This is a genomic window from Aurantimonas sp. E1-2-R+4 (assembly GCF_036549515.1).
GTDB lineage: Bacteria > Pseudomonadota > Alphaproteobacteria > Rhizobiales > Rhizobiaceae > Aurantimonas > Aurantimonas coralicida_A.
In genome coordinates this window covers 1-15,986 of record NZ_JAZHLK010000041.1, presented here as the reverse complement: position 1 = coordinate 15,986, position 15,986 = coordinate 1, and the positions used below count along the sequence as shown (strand labels likewise).

18 protein-coding genes are annotated in these 15,986 nt (G+C 63.0%); 12 read left to right on the top strand and 6 right to left on the bottom strand.

The window, feature by feature from the left end:
• Positions 1-5 precede the first annotated feature (5 nt).
• From VQ045_RS16570 to VQ045_RS16525, 10 genes are all read left to right on the top strand, one after another.
• Positions 6-1,883 (top strand): ABC transporter ATP-binding protein, encoded by a 1,878-nt coding sequence (locus tag VQ045_RS16570; RefSeq protein ID WP_331830889.1) that lies wholly within the window; start codon positions 6-8, stop codon positions 1,881-1,883.
• Positions 1,880-3,757: an ABC transporter ATP-binding protein gene (locus VQ045_RS16565; RefSeq protein WP_331830888.1), complete on the top strand. Its 1,878-nt coding sequence runs from the start codon at positions 1,880-1,882 to the stop codon at positions 3,755-3,757. The genes VQ045_RS16570 and VQ045_RS16565 overlap by 4 nt, the downstream gene beginning before the upstream one ends.
• 91 nt (positions 3,758-3,848) lie before the next feature.
• Positions 3,849-4,097, top strand: a complete 249-nt coding sequence (locus VQ045_RS16560; RefSeq protein ID WP_327649218.1) for a type II toxin-antitoxin system VapB family antitoxin — start codon at positions 3,849-3,851, stop codon at positions 4,095-4,097.
• Positions 4,094-4,483 (top strand): type II toxin-antitoxin system VapC family toxin, encoded by a 390-nt coding sequence (locus VQ045_RS16555; RefSeq protein WP_327649216.1) that lies wholly within the window; start codon positions 4,094-4,096, stop codon positions 4,481-4,483. Before VQ045_RS16560 ends, VQ045_RS16555 begins: the two co-directional genes overlap by 4 nt.
• A 3-nt stretch (positions 4,484-4,486) precedes the next feature.
• Entirely contained in the window at positions 4,487-4,693 is a 207-nt protein-coding gene (locus VQ045_RS16550) for a hypothetical protein (RefSeq protein ID WP_327649214.1), read from the top strand.
• Positions 4,694-4,870: 177 nt separating this feature from the next.
• Positions 4,871-5,452 (top strand): ubiquinol-cytochrome c reductase iron-sulfur subunit, encoded by a 582-nt coding sequence (gene petA, locus VQ045_RS16545; RefSeq protein ID WP_327622999.1) that lies wholly within the window; start codon positions 4,871-4,873, stop codon positions 5,450-5,452.
• Positions 5,453-5,471: 19 nt separating this feature from the next.
• Positions 5,472-6,788 carry a cytochrome b gene (locus VQ045_RS16540; protein WP_327623000.1) on the top strand — a complete coding sequence of 439 codons (1,317 nt, stop codon included), beginning with the start codon at positions 5,472-5,474 and terminating at the stop codon, positions 6,786-6,788.
• Positions 6,789-6,815: 27 nt separating this feature from the next.
• Positions 6,816-7,832, top strand: coding sequence for a cytochrome c1 (locus VQ045_RS16535; RefSeq protein ID WP_327649224.1), 1,017 nt, complete (start codon positions 6,816-6,818; stop codon positions 7,830-7,832).
• A 119-nt stretch (positions 7,833-7,951) separates the two neighbouring features.
• Complete coding sequence (locus VQ045_RS16530) at positions 7,952-8,269, top strand: antibiotic biosynthesis monooxygenase family protein (protein ID WP_327623002.1); 318 nt, start codon at positions 7,952-7,954, stop codon at positions 8,267-8,269.
• 31 nt (positions 8,270-8,300) lie between these two features.
• Positions 8,301-8,831 (top strand): adenine phosphoribosyltransferase, encoded by a 531-nt coding sequence (locus VQ045_RS16525; protein ID WP_327623003.1) that lies wholly within the window; start codon positions 8,301-8,303, stop codon positions 8,829-8,831.
• 42 nt (positions 8,832-8,873) lie between these two features.
• Here the strand turns inward: VQ045_RS16525 and VQ045_RS16520 are convergent, their stop codons facing one another.
• The gene (locus tag VQ045_RS16520) at positions 8,874-10,160 is read right to left on the bottom strand and encodes a putative bifunctional diguanylate cyclase/phosphodiesterase (RefSeq protein WP_331830899.1); all 1,287 of its coding nucleotides are present in this window, start codon (positions 10,158-10,160) and stop codon (positions 8,874-8,876) included.
• Between VQ045_RS16520 and VQ045_RS16515 the strand changes: the two genes are divergently transcribed.
• The gene (locus VQ045_RS16515; RefSeq protein WP_331830900.1) at positions 10,059-10,922 is read left to right on the top strand and encodes a hypothetical protein; all 864 of its coding nucleotides are present in this window, start codon (positions 10,059-10,061) and stop codon (positions 10,920-10,922) included. The two genes, VQ045_RS16520 and VQ045_RS16515, sit on opposite strands and share 102 nt — an antisense overlap.
• A gap of 563 nt (positions 10,923-11,485) precedes the next feature.
• On the opposite strand, the gene VQ045_RS16510 is transcribed toward VQ045_RS16515, so the two are convergent.
• The 5 genes from VQ045_RS16510 to VQ045_RS16490 all read right to left on the bottom strand — a co-directional run bounded on the left by VQ045_RS16510 (position 11,486) and on the right by VQ045_RS16490 (position 15,102).
• Positions 11,486-11,956 (bottom strand): MaoC family dehydratase, encoded by a 471-nt coding sequence (locus VQ045_RS16510; protein WP_331830887.1) that lies wholly within the window; start codon positions 11,954-11,956, stop codon positions 11,486-11,488.
• The gene (locus tag VQ045_RS16505; RefSeq protein ID WP_331830886.1) at positions 11,953-12,405 is read right to left on the bottom strand and encodes a MaoC family dehydratase; all 453 of its coding nucleotides are present in this window, start codon (positions 12,403-12,405) and stop codon (positions 11,953-11,955) included. Before VQ045_RS16505 ends, VQ045_RS16510 begins: the two co-directional genes overlap by 4 nt.
• A 73-nt stretch (positions 12,406-12,478) precedes the next feature.
• Complete coding sequence (ychF, locus tag VQ045_RS16500) at positions 12,479-13,582, bottom strand: redox-regulated ATPase YchF (protein ID WP_331830885.1); 1,104 nt, start codon at positions 13,580-13,582, stop codon at positions 12,479-12,481.
• A 54-nt stretch (positions 13,583-13,636) separates the two neighbouring features.
• Complete coding sequence (gene pth, locus VQ045_RS16495) at positions 13,637-14,377, bottom strand: aminoacyl-tRNA hydrolase (protein ID WP_331830884.1); 741 nt, start codon at positions 14,375-14,377, stop codon at positions 13,637-13,639.
• A 47-nt stretch (positions 14,378-14,424) separates the two neighbouring features.
• Complete coding sequence (locus tag VQ045_RS16490; RefSeq protein ID WP_327623010.1) at positions 14,425-15,102, bottom strand: 50S ribosomal protein L25/general stress protein Ctc; 678 nt, start codon at positions 15,100-15,102, stop codon at positions 14,425-14,427.
• Between the two features lie 385 nt (positions 15,103-15,487).
• Here VQ045_RS16490 and VQ045_RS16485 point away from each other — a divergent pair, with 385 nt between their 5' ends.
• Positions 15,488-15,952 carry a hypothetical protein gene (locus VQ045_RS16485; protein ID WP_331830882.1) on the top strand — a complete coding sequence of 155 codons (465 nt, stop codon included), beginning with the start codon at positions 15,488-15,490 and terminating at the stop codon, positions 15,950-15,952.
• Positions 15,953-15,986: the final 34 nt, after the last annotated feature.

The window sequence follows — 15,986 nt, the reverse complement described above, 5'->3', positions numbered from 1 at the left end:
TTTTGATGTTTTCGTTGTTCGAGCGGATGGTCGAGCCGTTTCCCGACCAGGAGCTTGAGACCCCGCCGGGCGGCGGGCTGGCCCGCTTCGTCTGGTTCTACGCCAAGCCCGCTTGGCCTTTGCTTTTGGCGATGGCGGTGCTGACCGCGATGATCTCGATCGTCGAGGTGTCGCTGTTCGGCTTTCTCGGCCAGATCGTCGACTGGTTCTCCGGCGTTTCGCGCGAGACATTTCTGGCCGAACGCGGCTGGGCGCTGGCGCTGATGGGCTTCGTCGTGCTGGCGGTACTGCCGGGGCTGGTCTTCCTGTCCGGCCTCGTGACCTTCCAGGCGCTGGCCGGCAATTTCCCGATGCGGTTTCGCTGGATGGTGCATCGCTGGCTGCTCGGCCATTCGATGAGCTTCTTCAGCGACGAATTCGCCGGGCGGATATCGACCAAGCTGATGCAGACCGCGCTGGCGGTACGCGAGACGGTGATGAAGGCGCTCGACGTCCTTTTGTATGTCGCGGTGTATTTCACCGGCGTCGTCGTGCTCGTGGCTGCGGCTGACTGGCGGCTGGCACTGCCCTTTCTCGGCTGGCTCGCCCTCTACGCGCTGATGCTGTGGTATTTCGTCCCGCGCCTGGGCGTAATCGCCGAGCGGCAGGCAGGCGCCCGCGCCGAAATGACCGGCCGCGTCGTCGATGCCTACAGCAACATCGCCACGGTCAAGCTGTTCGCTCACACCCGGCGCGAGGCCGATTTCACCCGCGCCTCGATGTACGGGTTTTTGACCACGGTGCACGGCCAGATGCGGCTTGTGAACCTGTTCCAGTTTACGCTCTATCTCCTGAACTCGCTGCTGCTGGCCGCCGTCGGCGCGCTGGCGATCCGGTTATGGCTCTTTGAACTCGTCACGGTCGGGGCGATCGCCGCCACGATCGGCCTGGTGCTGCGGATCAACGGCATGTCGCAATGGATCATGTGGGAGGTCGCCGCGCTGTTCGAGAACATCGGCACCATCCGCGACGGCATGGCGACGTTCTCCCGGCCGCAATCGATCCTGGATCGGCCGCAAGCGCCCGCGCTTGCCGTCCCGAAGGGCGAGATCGTCTTCGACCAGGTGTCCTTCAACTACGGCAAGGGCGGCGGGGTGTTGCACAATTTCGACCTTCGTGTCCGGCCGGGCGAGAAGATCGGCCTGGTCGGGCGCTCGGGTGCCGGCAAGTCGACGATCCTCAACCTTCTCCTGCGCTTCCACGACGTCGAGGCGGGACGGATATTGATTGACGGGCAGGACATTTCGGACGTGACGCAGGCCTCACTGAGGGAACAGATCGGCATGGTGACGCAGGATACATCGCTGCTGCACCGCTCGATCTGCGACAACATCCGCTATGGCCGCCCGGACGCGAGCGAGGCCGAGCTGACACGGGCCGTCGAACGGGCGGAGGTTGCCGGTTTTATCGAGGAGTTGCGCGACGCCGAGGGACGGCACGGCCTCGACGCCGAGGTCGGCGAGCGCGGCGTCAAGCTCTCGGGCGGCCAGCGCCAGCGCATCGCGATTGCCCGCGTCATGCTGAAAGACGCGCCGATCCTGTTGCTTGACGAAGCCACCTCGGCCCTCGACTCCGAGGTAGAGGCGGCGATCGCCGCCAATCTCTATCGGCTGATGGCGGGCAAGACGGTGATCGCCGTCGCCCACCGGCTGTCGACCATCGCCGCGCTCGACCGGCTGGTGGTGCTGGACAAGGGCCGGATCGTTGAAGAGGGCACCCACGCCGAACTGGTCGGCCGGGAGGGGCTGTATGCCCAGCTTTGGGCGCGGCAGGCCGGCGGCTTCCTGTATTGTGACATGCCCGAGGACGGGGCGAACGAGGACGGTCTGAGGGCGGCGGAATGATGGAGCGGTTTCTCCAGCGCTTCGAGACGCTGCTCGACCCGTTCGACGACGAAGGCGAGGGCACGGGCCATCTGGCGCCGCTGCCGGACGAGACCAACCGCTTCATCTGGCATTTCGCCAAGCAGGCGAAATGGCCGCTATTGGGTCTTCTGGCGACCGGCGGACTGACCGGCGGCATCGAGGCGGTCATGTATACCGGCGTCGGCTGGCTGATCGATGCGCTGGAGCGGTCGTCGCCGGCAACGCTATTCGCTGAGCATTTTCGGCTGATCGCCGGGCTCGCCTTCCTGACGCTGGTGGGGCGGGCGGCTGTCCTGCTTGTGTCCTCGATCCTCGAGGAACAGGTGATCTCGCCGAGTTTCTACAATCGCATCCGCTGGCAGAGTTACCGCCGGCTGATGGAGCAGCCCTACACCTTCTTTCAGAACGATTTCGCCGGTCGGCTCGCCCAGAAGGTGCAGCAGGTCGGGGCGGCGACCGGCGACTTCGTCACCACGATCCTGCAGACCTTCTGGTCCTTCGTCACCTTCATCGTCTTGACCGTGACCATCCTCGGCGCGCTCGACTGGCGCATGGCGGTGGTGCTGGCCATCTGGGCGCTCGGCTATGTCTGGATCGTCCGAAATCTTCTGCCGAAGATCCGCAAATACGGCCGGGCGTCCGCCGACGCGCGCTCGATCGTGTCGGGCCGGGTCGTCGACAGTTTCACCAACATCCTGTCGGTCAAGCTGTTCGATTCGGCGCGCAGCGAGGATTCCTTCGTCAAGGCGGGTTTCTCCCATCTGGTCGACGCGACCCGGCGGATGACGCGGGCGCTGACCGAAGTGCGCATCGCGGTCGCCGTGCTCAACGGTGTCATGATGACCGGCGTCGGCGCGGTGGCGATCCTCGGCTGGCGGGCCGGCGGCATCACCACCGGCGGCGTTGCCACCGCCCTCGGCCTGGTGCTCAGGCTCAATCAGATGTCCGGCTGGATGATGTTCAACATCAACGGGCTGGTGCGCAATTACGGCACCATCCAGGACGCCGTGGCGACCGTCGGTCAACTGCCGACGCTGATCGACGGGCCGGATGCCGAGCCGCTGGAGGCGTCACGCGGCGAAATCCGTTACGAGAATGTCCGCTTCCACTATGGCAAGGGTGGCGGCGTGGTCGAGGATTTGTCGCTGGCGATCCGGCCGGGCGAAAAGATCGGGCTGGTCGGCCGCTCCGGCGCCGGCAAGACGACGCTGATCAATCTGCTCTTGCGCCTCTACGACCTCGAGGGCGGACGCATCCTGATCGACGGCCAGGATATTTCCGGCGTCACGCAGGCCTCGCTGCGCGGTGCGATCGGCGTCGTCACCCAGGATACGTCGCTGCTGCACCGCTCGATCCGCGACAACATCGCCTATGGAAGGCCCGGCGCGGACGAGGGCGATATCCTGTCGGCGGCCGAGCGGGCCAATGCCGAGGATTTCATCCCGACCCTGCGCGATCCCAAGGGTCGCACCGGCTACGACGCTCATGTCGGCGAGCGCGGCATCAAGCTGTCCGGCGGCCAGCGCCAGCGCATCGCGATTGCCCGCGTGCTGTTGAAGGATGCGCCGATCCTGGTGCTCGACGAGGCCACCTCGGCGCTGGATTCCGAGGTCGAGGCGGCGATCCAGGAGAATCTGACGAAGATGATGGAGGGCAAGACCGTCATCGCCATCGCTCATCGCCTGTCCACCATCGCGGCGATGGACCGGCTGATCGTGCTCGACGAGGGCCGGATCGTCGAAGAGGGCAGCCACGCCGAACTGGTCGCGCGGGATGGGCTCTATGCCAGCCTCTGGGCCCGCCAATCCGGCGGTTTCCTGTACGGGCAGCGGGAAGAGGAAGCGGCCGAGTAGGGGGGTATTCTTATGGCGACTGCCATTGCCCGGAGCGACGGTGTCGCTTAGATGGTAGAAAGATAGAGAATTTTATAGAAAGCAGATGTCGGTGAGCCTCAATATCAAAGATCCGGAAGCCCATCGCCTCGCTCAGGCCATCGCGCGAGCGACGGGGCAGAGCATGACAAAGGTGGTGACCGAGGCACTGCGCGAGCGTCACGCCCGCTTGGACGAACGCCGTGGGCGGGCCGACGTCGCGGAGATCCTGGCGATCGCCGAGCGCGTCTCCGCGAAGGTCCAGAAGCCTTATGCCCCTCATGGCCAGGTGCTGTACGACGAGAACGGGCTGCCGAAGTGATCCTCGACACCTCGGCTCTCATCGCCATTCTCTACGGCGAACCGGAACAGGAACGGTTCGCCCAACTGATCCAGGAGGCCGACCGATGCCATATGAGCGTAGCCAGTCTTCTGGAGCTCTCGATGGTGGTCGAGAGCCAGGCCGGACCGGATGCGGCGCGGCAGATCGATGTCCTCATCCGTCGCGCCGGCGTGGTCATTGAACCGGTTTCGCTCGAACAAGGCGCGCTCGCCCGCCAGGCATTTCTGGATTTCGGCAAGGGTCGCCACAAGGCCGGGCTCAATTTCGGCGACTGCTTTTCCTACGCGCTGGCCAAGGCGACCAACGAGCCTTTGCTATTCAAGGGCAACGATTTCGCGCTCACCGATATCGAGCCGGCCGGATAACTGATGCTGTCTTCAGTTGATCGCGCGCTCGACGAGAGCTGGATCGTCGAGGAGGGCAGCCACGCGGAGTTGGTCGCGAGAGACGGGCTTTACGCCAGCCTCTGGGCCATTATTCGGACTACGCTCCCTGAACGGCAGCGGGGCACCCGACTGGGTGGGTTGCTCGCCAGTGCGGGACAATCGTTTCCGACTCACCCAGGCGACACGTAGCCCTCACGCCGCCCTTTCGTCTGGACAAGCGCCCGGCTTCCCGCCTAAAACCCGCGCGAAATCGCGATCTTTCTGGGAGTGCGGCGAAAATGCGTCGCGTCTCCCCTTGCCGCGCGGGGTTAAATCCGCAAGAAGCGGTGCGATCCGCGCGAGACCAGTCAAGGAGTGGCAGCCGCCGTGAGCGTCAACGAACACGCCGACCCGAACCGGGAACAGTCCGATCCGAATCGCCGGGACTTTCTCTATATTGCCACCGGCGCCGCCGGCGCGGTCGGGGCCGCCGCCTTCCTGTGGCCGTTCATCGACCAGATGAACCCGGACGCGGCGACGCTGGCGCTCTCGGAGATCGAGGTCGACGTCAGTCAGGTGGCCGAAGGCCAGTCGATCACCGCCAAATGGCGTGGCAAGCCGATTTTTATCCGCCAGCGCACCCCGGTGGAGATCGAGGAGGGCAAGGCGGTCCCGCTTGCCGACCTGAAGGACCCCTTGGCGCGCAACGCCAACATCGCCGGCGACGCCGAAGCGACCGATGTCAATCGTGCGGCCGACGGCAAGGAAGCCTGGCTCGTGATGGTCGGCGTCTGCACCCATCTCGGGTGTATCCCAATTGGCCAGTCCGGCGACTATGACGGCTGGTTCTGCCCGTGCCACGGCTCGCATTATGACACCGCCGGGCGCATCCGGAAGGGACCGGCGCCGGAAAACCTGGCGATCCCGCCCTTCGAATTCACGTCCGACACGACCGTGCGCATCGGCTGACAGGGAGAAAGTTCGAACTATGAGTGGTCATTCTTCCTATGTGCCGACGAGCGGCTTCATGCGTTGGCTGGACGCGCGGCTACCGCTGCCGCGTCTCATGTATGATTCCTTCGTCGCCTATCCGGTGCCGCGCAATCTGAATTACGCCTACACCTTCGGCGGCATTCTTTCGATCTTCCTGGTGCTGCAGATCCTGACCGGCGTCGTGCTTGCCATGCATTATGCCGCGTCCTCGCCGATCGCTTTCGAATCGGTCGAGAAGATCATGCGCGACGTCAACTGGGGCTGGCTGCTGCGCTACATGCACGCCACCGGCGCGTCGTTCTTCTTCATCGCCGTCTACATCCATATCTTCCGGGGGCTGTATTACGGCTCCTACAAGCAGCCGCGCGAGGTCCTGTGGATTCTCGGCGTGATCATCTTCCTGTTGATGATGGCGACGGCGTTCATGGGCTACGTGCTGCCCTGGGGACAGATGTCGTTCTGGGGCGCCACCGTCATCACCAGCTTCTTCACCGCATTTCCGCTGATCGGCGAGCCGATCCAGCAGCTTTTGCTCGGCGGTTTCGCCGTCGACAACGCCACGCTGAACCGCTTCTTCTCGTTGCACTATCTCTTGCCGTTCATGATTGCCGGCGTGGTGATCCTGCACGTCTGGGCGCTGCACGTCACCGGTCAGACCAACCCGACCGGCGTCGAGGTCAAGTCGTCGAAGGATACCGTGCCGTTCACGCCGCACGCGACGATCAAGGACGGCTTCGCCATGATCGTCTTCCTGGCGATCTTCGCGTATTTCGTCTTCTACATGCCGAACTTCCTCGGTCACCCCGACAACTACATCGAGGCGAACCCGTTGAAGACGCCGGCGCACATCGTGCCGGAATGGTACTTCCTGCCATTCTACGCCATGCTGCGTGCCATCACCTTCAACATCGGCCCGATCGATTCCAAGCTCGGCGGCGTCCTGGTGATGTTCGGCTCGATCCTGGTGCTGTTCTTCGTGCCCTGGCTCGACACCTCGCGGGTGAAGTCGACGGCGTTCCGGCCGCTCTACAAGATCTTCTTCTGGATCCTCGTCGCCGACTGCATCTTCCTGGGCTGGCTCGGCGCCAAGCCGGCGGAAGGCATCTACCCGATCCTCGCCCTGTTCGGCACGATCTACTATTTCGGTCACTTTCTGGTGGTGTTGCCGGTCCTCGGCCTCATCGAGACGCCCAAGAAGCTGCCCAACTCGATTTCGGAGGCGGTGCTAGGACCCGATCGCGGTATCGGCACAGGCACCGGCGGCGGCGCTGCCCCCGCACCGACGGCCTCGGCGCCGGAAACCAGAGGCTGAGCGGAGGCTTCGGAGAAAGACATGCCAATGAACAGACTATTGTCAGCCGTTCTCGCCGCAGGCGTCGTCTTTGCGCCGATGTCGGTCGCGATGGCGCAGGACGCGGCCACACCCGCTGAAAATGTCGAGGCCGCGCCGGCCACGGCCGTAGAGGGCGATCAGCCTGCAGCGGAACCCACCGAGGCAGAGCCGGCCCCGGTTGCCGAAGGCGAACAGTCGGTCGGGTCCGAGGTTGCCGCCTCTGAGGACGCGCCGGAGGAGGAGCATGCCGCGTCGGAAACGCCGCATTATCCGATCAAGAAGCCGGAGGAGTTGTCATGGAGCTTCGCCGGCCCGTTCGGCAAATGGGACATCGGGCAGCTTCAGCGCGGCCTGAAGGTCTACAAGGAGGTCTGCGCGGCCTGCCATTCGATGAACCTCGTCTCGATGCGCAATCTCGAGGGGCTCGGCTACAACGAGGAGCAGGTGAAGGCCTTCGCCGCCGAGTATCAGGTCACCGACGGACCGAATGCCGATGGTGAGATGTTCGAGCGTCCGGGCATTCCGGCCGATCGCTTCCCGGCGCCGTTCCCCAATCCCGAGGCCGCCGCCGCCGCCAACAATGGCGCCGCGCCACCGGACTTCTCGCTGATCGCCAAGGCGCGGGCCGCCGAACGCGGCTTCCCGACCTTCGTCTTCGACATCTTCACCCAATATGCCGAGTCCGGGCCGGACTATATCCATGCCCTGCTCACCGGTTATGGCGAGGAGCCGTCGGCTGAAATCGAGTTGCAGCCGGGAACCTATTACAACCCATATTACCTGGCCGGACCGGCTCTGGCTATGGCGCAGCCGATCTTCGACGATCAGGTGGATTATGCCGACGGCGCGCCGCAGACCATCGACCAGTATTCTCGGGACGTCTCGGCTTTCCTGATGTGGGCGGCCGAGCCGCATCTCGCCGAGCGCAAGGCGACCGGGCTCGTGGTGATGCTGTTCCTCGTCGTCTTCGCTGCGCTGATGTTCCTGATCAAGCGCCGGGTCTGGGCGGGCACGCCGCACTGAGCCGGTATTTCTTATACGCATGACGGAAAGAGGGGGCTCACCGGCTCCCTTTTTTCTTGCTCGAAACGTACCATGTCGCCGGACGTAGGGTAGGCGGCGACCAATGGGAGTGAGCCACGATGTACATCGCGATGAACCGCTTCAAGGTGCTGCCAGGTGCGGAAGCCGAGTTCGAGACGCTGTGGCTGAACCGTGATTCGAAACTGCGCGACGTCCCCGGTTTCGTCGAATTCCATATGCTGCGGGGACCGGAGCGTGATGGCTACACGCTCTATTCCTCCCATACGATCTGGCAGAACCTCGCCGCCTTCCAGGCCTGGACCAAATCAGAGGCGTTCCGCGCCGCCCATGGCAGCGCCGGTGGCACCCGACCGCTCTATGCCGGGCATCCCGAATTCGAGGGTTTCGAGGTCATCCAGACGATCGGAGCCGCTTGATTTTCGCCCCTTCCGAAAGGCCTGTCACCGCATGAACGACTTCGCCGCCGCCATCCGTACCATCGCGGACTATCCCAAACCCGGCATCCAGTTTCGCGACATCACCACGCTGCTGGCCGATCCGGCGACATTTCGCGCCGCCGTGGACACGTTGGTCGCCCCCTACAAGAACGAGGGCGTCGACCATGTGGCCGGAATCGAGGCGCGCGGCTTCATCCTCGGTGGGGCGTTGGCCCACCAGCTATCGGCCGGCTTCGTGCCGATCCGCAAGAAGGGCAAGCTTCCGCACACGACCATCCGGGTCGCCTACAGCCTGGAATACGGGGTCGATGAGATGGAGATGCATCGCGACGCCGTCAGCCCTGGCCAGCGCGTACTGTTGACTGACGATCTGATCGCGACTGGCGGCACCGCCGAGGGCGCCGTCAAGCTCTTGCGCGAACTCGGCGCCGAGATCGTCGCGGCGTGTTTCGTCATCGATTTGCCGGATCTTGGCGGGCGCAAGAAGCTCGAGGCGCTGGGCGTGGACGTTCGGACCCTGGTGGAATTTTCCGGCCACTGATGCGGGGTCGGGGGTCTCCGCCGGTGGACGGAACCGGCGGCGTTAGTTGCCGGCAACCGATAGAGATATCGGCGAAAGAGAGAAGGCGGCGCGGTCGTCGACGGTCGAGCGCCGGAACTCGTTGAGGAGATATCCGCCCACATCGGCCTCCGCCATCGGCCGGCTGAAATAATAGCCCTGCAACTGGTGGCAGTTCAGTCGGCTGAGGATGTCGAGTTGAGCGTCGTCCTCGACACCCTCGGCGATCACAGACAGGTTGAGGACGCGGCCGAGGATCATGATCGTCTCGAGAATACCGTGGGCCACCTCGTCGTCCTTGATGGCGCTGACGAAGGATCGGTCGATCTTCAGCTTGTCGAACGGGAAGCGGCGAAGATAGGACAGGCTGGAATAGCCCGTGCCGAAATCGTCGAGGGCGATTTTGACGCCGACGTTTCGCAGTTCGTGCAGGATCTCGACGACCTGTTGCGGATCGTCGATCAGAACGCTTTCGGTGATTTCCAATACCACACGGGAAGGCCGCAGGCCGGTTAGGTCCAGAGCCTCCTGCACCACCGAGATGATGCCGCCATGCTTGAACTGGTGGGCCGAGACATTGATCGCCACTGACAAATCGTCGGGCCAGGACGCCGCGGTCCTGCATGCCTGGTGGATGACCCAGGCGCCGATCTCCGTGATCGCGCCGATTTCCTCCGCCAGCGGGATGAACTGGTCGGGGGCTATGCGCCCGCGTTCGGGGTGTTCCCATCGCAGCAGCGCCTCGAAGCCGGCTGTCCTGCGCGTGCCATTGTCGACGATCGGTTGGTACTCAATGTACAGTTCCCCATTACCGATCGCGTCGCGAAGGTCCTGTTCCAGTCGGTGACGTTCGAGGCGCTGGCGCGCCATCGCGAGGGTAAAGAATCGGTAGGTCCGCTTGCCTTCTTCCTTGGCGTGATAAAGGGCGAGATCGGCGCTCTTGAGGAGATGTTCGGTGGTGGTGCCATCCTTGCCCAGAAAGGCGATGCCGACAGACGATCCGACGCTCGCCGTTTCGCATCCGAGATCGAACGGCTTGGCAAAGCTCTCCAGGATCGCCGTCGCCAACTGGGCCGCAGCGTGTTCATCCTGGGCGCTCCGGGCTATAATAGCGTATTCGTCGCCGCCGATACGCGAAACCGTATCGTTGGGGCCAACCACGGCCTTCAACCTGACGCCGACTGCCTTCAACAGCCGGTCGCCCATCGTGTGTCCCCGCGTATCATTGACGGATTTAAAATTATCGAGGTCCAGGTAGAACACGCTGCAGACTGGGTCGGCGCTGCCGCTCACCTGAAAAATTGCTTCGATTTCTTCCGCGAAATGCGCGCGATTTGCCAATCCCGTCAGGCTGTCGTGATGGGCAAGATAGACGATGCGGGTTTCGGCTTCGCGGACGGCGGTGATATCCGAAGCGACGCCGCGAAAGCCGGTAAAGTCGCCGCTGAAGTCGAAGATCGGTTTGCCCGAAATCGAAATCCATCGCGAGTTTGGCTGCGCGGCGACTTCGACGATCTGATCGCGAAATGGCGTCTTTGCGGTCAGATGGCCCAAAATCGCGGCGAGACCATCAGTGGCCCGGCCAGCGGATGCGAGAACGGATTCCAATTGCATGTCACCGTCGGGCCGAATGTCGTCGGTGCCCCGACCGCAGAACTGCAAAAAGCGCTCGGTTCCGCGGCCCAAATTGCCGAACGAGTCGATTTCCCACAGCCAGTCGCTGGTCCCTTCCTCGAACTCGCGCAGCAAGAGTTCGATGATGGCCGACTGTTCGGCGAGCTTCTGCCGATCATCGAAATTCTCCTTGATCAACCGCCCGCGACCGATTCCGCTTTGAACGACGATAAAAGAGAAAGCACAGAGCAAGACCGCGAACAGATAATCGTGCGGCCTTCCAGACAGAAACAGGGCGAAGGCTCCACCCGCGATAATCGGAACCATGTAATTCATCATCGCCGGTCGGAGCGCGCACAGCGAGAAGGCGCCACCGGAGATCAAACCCACCATGATCGTGGCGACGATCGCCTTCCCATCGCTGCTCGCCGCGGGATAGATGAGGATGGCGGTCAGTGACCACCAAGACCCCAGCAGCAACGCCGATACCCTGGCGCGATTCAACGCGCGCTGCGAAGCGGTTTCCAGACCGCCCCGCTCACGAATGCGATCTGACGACCGGATAGCCGTCGCTACAAAATAGAGAAGCGGTACGCACCAAACCAGAAATATCCACGCCAGGCCGGCATTGAACGCCACGGGAAATGTGATGGCCGCACTGACCACGTTGCCGAGCATCATGATCGGTGTGAATTTTAGAATGTTATTGATCTGAACGCCGCGAAAGCGGCGCAGTACGACCGAATCTGTGTCTGTCGATTTCGAACCATTCCGTCCGGTGAAGATCGTAAGCATAGAGAATTACCGTCATGGCCCCCAGGTACTGGGTTGCATAAAAGCCGATGACGCACTAAGAAGTCGTGAATTATATTCGTTTTATCTTGCAACTGCCGTAGCGAATCAAAGGCAGTTGCCGGGCAGCCAGGACGCTGGGGACGGAACAAGTTCCGCCCCGGTCGCCGAGGGAGCGAATGAGATGCATCCGCAACGTTTGAGCGGCTTGCCGGGCTCACATGTAGGCGTCAATCCGTGCCGCTGAATGCCGCTCCATCGAAGGAAAACACCGACTCGCCGTGCTGATTCACGCCAATCGTGGTGAATTCCAGGACGCCCCAGCCTGTGCGGCTGGCGGATTTCCGCTTCGCCGTTACGGTTTGACGGAAGGTCACTGTATCGCCGGCATAGACCGGTTTCAGCCAGCGAAGGTTAGTGACGCCGGGGGAGGGGCCCATTTTCGGTGCCGGATGGCCCGCGGCGATCCATTCGCGGGCTTGGGCGGCGCGGGTATCGACATTGAGCCGCATGCACACCGCGGCGGTGTGCCAGCCGGAGGCGCAGAGCCCGCCGAACATCGAAGCCTTTGCGGCCTCCTCATCGAGATGAAAGCTTTGCGGGTCGTACTTCGCCGCGAACTGCTTGATGGCGTCCGCGTCGAAGCAGTGCGAGCCGAGTTCGATCGTTTCGCCGACGGTGATCGTCTCCCAGTAACTCATGCCGCCGCGGCCTCGCGGGTCAGGAGAAACAGCGTGTGTTCGCTTTCCAGAACGGTTTCGTCACGTCCATTGCGGAGTTTAGTGGAGATACGGGCGAGCCCGATCGTCGGACGTTTGGCCGACTGGCGCGTGGAGAGCACGCGGGCGGTTCCGGACAGGGTGTCGCCCGGGCGAACCGGACGCCGCCATTTGACAAAATCGACGCCCGGCCCCCCCTGCGATGTGGAGTCGAGCACATAAGCGTCGGCCATCATCCGCATCATCATCGCGCAGGTGTGCCAACCTGACGCCGACAGACCGCCGAGCATGCTCGCCTTCGCCGCGTCTTCGTCCAGGTGGAACGGCTGCGGATCGAACTCGCGGGCGAATTCGATCACCTCCTCCTTCGTGACCTCGTAGGGGCCGATGGCAATCTCCAGCCCTTCGGTGAAATCCTCGAATGCGCGCACTGTCGTCCTTTCCTACATCAGCCTCTGGCGGCCACAACGGAGGCAATCGCGAATCAAAACCAGTCAGTTGGGTTCAATTGTTGAATTTGAACATCAGCACGTCACCGTCCTGGACGACATATTCCTTGCCCTCGTCGCGGGCCTTGCCGGCTTCCTTGGCCGCGGTCTCGCCGCCGAGCTCGACGAAATCGGAGAACCCGATCGTCTGGGCGCGGATAAAGCCTTTTTCGAAGTCGGTATGGATAACGCCGGCCGCCTGCGGTGCCTTTGACCCGCGCTTGACAGTCCAGGCGCGCGCTTCCTTGGGGCCGGCGGTAAAGTAGGTGATCAGGTCGAGGAGTTCGTAGCCGGCCTGGATCAGCCGGTCGAGGCCGGGTTCGCTCAGTCCCATCGCCTCCAGATAGTCCCCGACTTCCTCAGCTGGAAGCTGGGCAATTTCCGACTCGATCTCCGCCGAAATCACCACGGTTCGCGCTCCCTGACGCTCGGCCATCGCCGCCACTGCCTCGGAATGCGCGTTGCCGGTGGCCGCATCATCCTCGGCGACGTTGCAGACATAGAGCACTGGCTTGGAGGTCAAGAGGTTGAGGTTGCGCAACTCGCGCCGCTCCTCCGAGTCCAACCCAGCCAGCAGCACGCGCGCCGGTTCGCCGGCCTGCAGCTTCTCCAGCGCCGCCTCCATGACCGGGAGCGCCTGCTGCGCCTCCTTGTCCTTGCCGGCCGCCTTCTTGCGGGTGGCGACGGTGCGTCGCTCAAGACTCTCAAGGTCCGATAGCATCAGCTCGGTCTCGACCGTCTCGGCATCGGCGACGGGGTCGATCTTCCCCTCGACATGGACGATGTCGTCATCTTCGAAGCAGCGCAGCACATGCACGATCGCGTCGACCTCGCGGATATTGGCGAGGAACTGGTTGCCGAGCCCTTCGCCCTTCGACGCGCCGCGCACCAGGCCGGCGATGTCGACGAAGGTGATCCGCGTGGCGATGATCGCCGCCGACTTGGCGATCCGGGCGATGTCCTTCAGCCGCGCGTCCGGCACCGGCACGTCGCCGGTATTCGGCTCGATGGTGCAGAATGGATAATTGGCGGCCGCCGCGGCGGCGGTCTTGGTGAGCGCGTTGAACAGCGTCGATTTGCCGACATTCGGCAGGCCGACGATACCGCATCTGAAACCCATGGGTTCTGGTCCTTGTCTTCGTGCGGGGCGATCCCGGCAGAGCTTCGGCCCCGCTCAGTCCTTCGACCCGAAAATTCGTTTCAGCATCTCGGCCATCGGACCCTTGTCCGGCAGCGTCACCGCCGGGCCGCTGCCGCGTGCCTGGCGAATGTGGCTTTGGCTCTTGCCGTTGCCCTGGCGCTTGGCAGGTCCCGCCGACGCGCCCTTGGCGCCCGTCGGCTCACTCGACCCGGTGGCAACGCTCACCTTGTTCATGAACAGGGCATCATCGCCGGCGACCAAACTGTCGATGTGACGGGCAATCGCCTCGATCAGCGGATCGAGCCATTCCCGGTCCACCTTGGCGAAGTCTCCGAGGACGTACGGCGTGACGGCGTCCTTGCTGCCGGGGTGGCCGATACCGAGGCGCACGCGCTTATAATCCTTGGTGCCGAGATGGGCGTCGATCGATCGAAGCCCGTTATGGCCGCCATTGCCGCCGCCGGTCTTCACCCGCAGTTTGGCCGGCGCCAGATCGAGTTCGTCATGGATGACGACGATGTTCGCGGGCTCGATCTTGAAGAAGCGCGCCGCCTCGCCGACCGAGCGGCCGGACTCGTTCATGAAGGTCTGCGGCTTGACGAGAAGCACCTTCTCAGCCCCAATTTGGCCTTCGGCGATCTCGGCGGAAAATTTCTTCGACCAAGGGGAGAAGGACGGGTCCCTGGCGATCTCGTCGATCGCCATGAACCCGATATTGTGGCGATTTCCGGCGTAGCGGGAGCCGGGATTGCCCAATCCTGCGATCAGCAACATCGCCCGGCTCCTTTTTCTCGTGAACGTGGCTCGGTGGAGCCGGCCGCTTACTTGTCCTCGCCGGACTCGTTCTCAGCGTTGCCATCAGCAACCTCGGTCGCCTCGACTGCGTCAGCCGCCTCGGCTTCCGCCGCTGCCTCATCTTCTTCCGACCGGAGCGCGGCCGGGGCCGCGATCGTCGCGATGGTGAAATCGCGGTCCGTAATGGTCAGATCGACGTTCTTCGGCAACGTCAGCGCCGACGCATGGATCGACGCACCGATCTCGAGGCCGGTGAGATCCAGGGTAAACGCCTCGGGAATGGCGCTTGCCGGCGCGACAACCTCGACCGTATAGCGCACGACGTTGAGAACACCGCCGCGCTTCAGGCCCGGCGCATCGTCCTCGTTCTCGAAGTGAACCGGGATTTCGACGGTCACGCGGGTCTTTGCGGAAACGCGCAGAAAGTCGACATGCATCAGAAAGTCGCGGATCGGCTCCAGCTGATAGTCTTTCGGCAGCACTTGGATCTTCTTGCCGTTCAGCTCGATCGTTGCGACATGGGTCATGAAACCGCCGGCGTGCAACGCCAGAAAGGTTTCCTTGTAGGGGATGGCGATCGGCTGCGGATCTTGCTTGTCGCCGTAGATGACGGCGGGAATCATTCCGGAGCGGCGAAGATGTCTGGCGGCCCCCTTGCCGACCTTGTCGCGCGCCTCGGCTTTGACCGTGAAGGTCTCGCTCATGGCTATATCCTTTTGTTTGCGAGGTGGTCGCGCGGACGTCTTGTCCGAAACGACGAAAAGCGGACCCGTCGGCAAAAGCCGACCAGACCGCTCAACTCCGCGCTGCCTCCAAGGGTGTCTGCGCGGACGGGGTGCCTATAGCGCAAGGCGCGGGGCGGAGCAAGGCGCAAGGCCAAGAGGTTATTCTGCGCCTTGCCCTATCGGGGAATGACCCAATTCGGAACAGACTATCTAGCGAGATACCCTGTGGTCCGATATCCAGATTCGCCTGAATGCAATGAATTCGCTACGCTCTTATTCCGTTACGAAAAGTTCTGCATCATCGTTGCCATCACAGGCCGGCCGAGCGGTGCTTTTCAACGTAGGCCGAGGGAGCTGCGGGGCCATGCCAGAATCCCTTTTGTTCCGCGGCATTGCCGATTGGCTGCTGGACCGGGCGCTACACGATGGCGATCTCAGCGAAACGGTGCGCGAACTCGGCCGGCGGCTGATCACAGGCGGCGTACCGGTCTGCCGCATCAATGTCGGCGGCCTGCTGCTTCATCCCGTTCTCGGCGCCCTTGACATGACATGGGATATGGCGAGCGATACTTGCCGAAGCCAGTCAATTCCGCGCGCGGCGGCGAAGTCGTCGCAATTCCAGAAGGCGCCATTCTACCAGTTGGTCAAGCATCAGGTCCGGTTCCAGCGGACGCGGCTCGACGACCCCAAGGCATGTGAGCAGTTTCCGCTCTTCGTAATGCTTCGGGAGGCGGGCATGACGGATTATATTGCCTGTTACGAGAGCTACGGGCGAGCCGATCCACTAGAGCGTCAGGCGATTAATCTGCAACATAGCCAGCGGCCTTGAGGTAGTTCCAACATTCTTCGGGCTCGAACAGGTC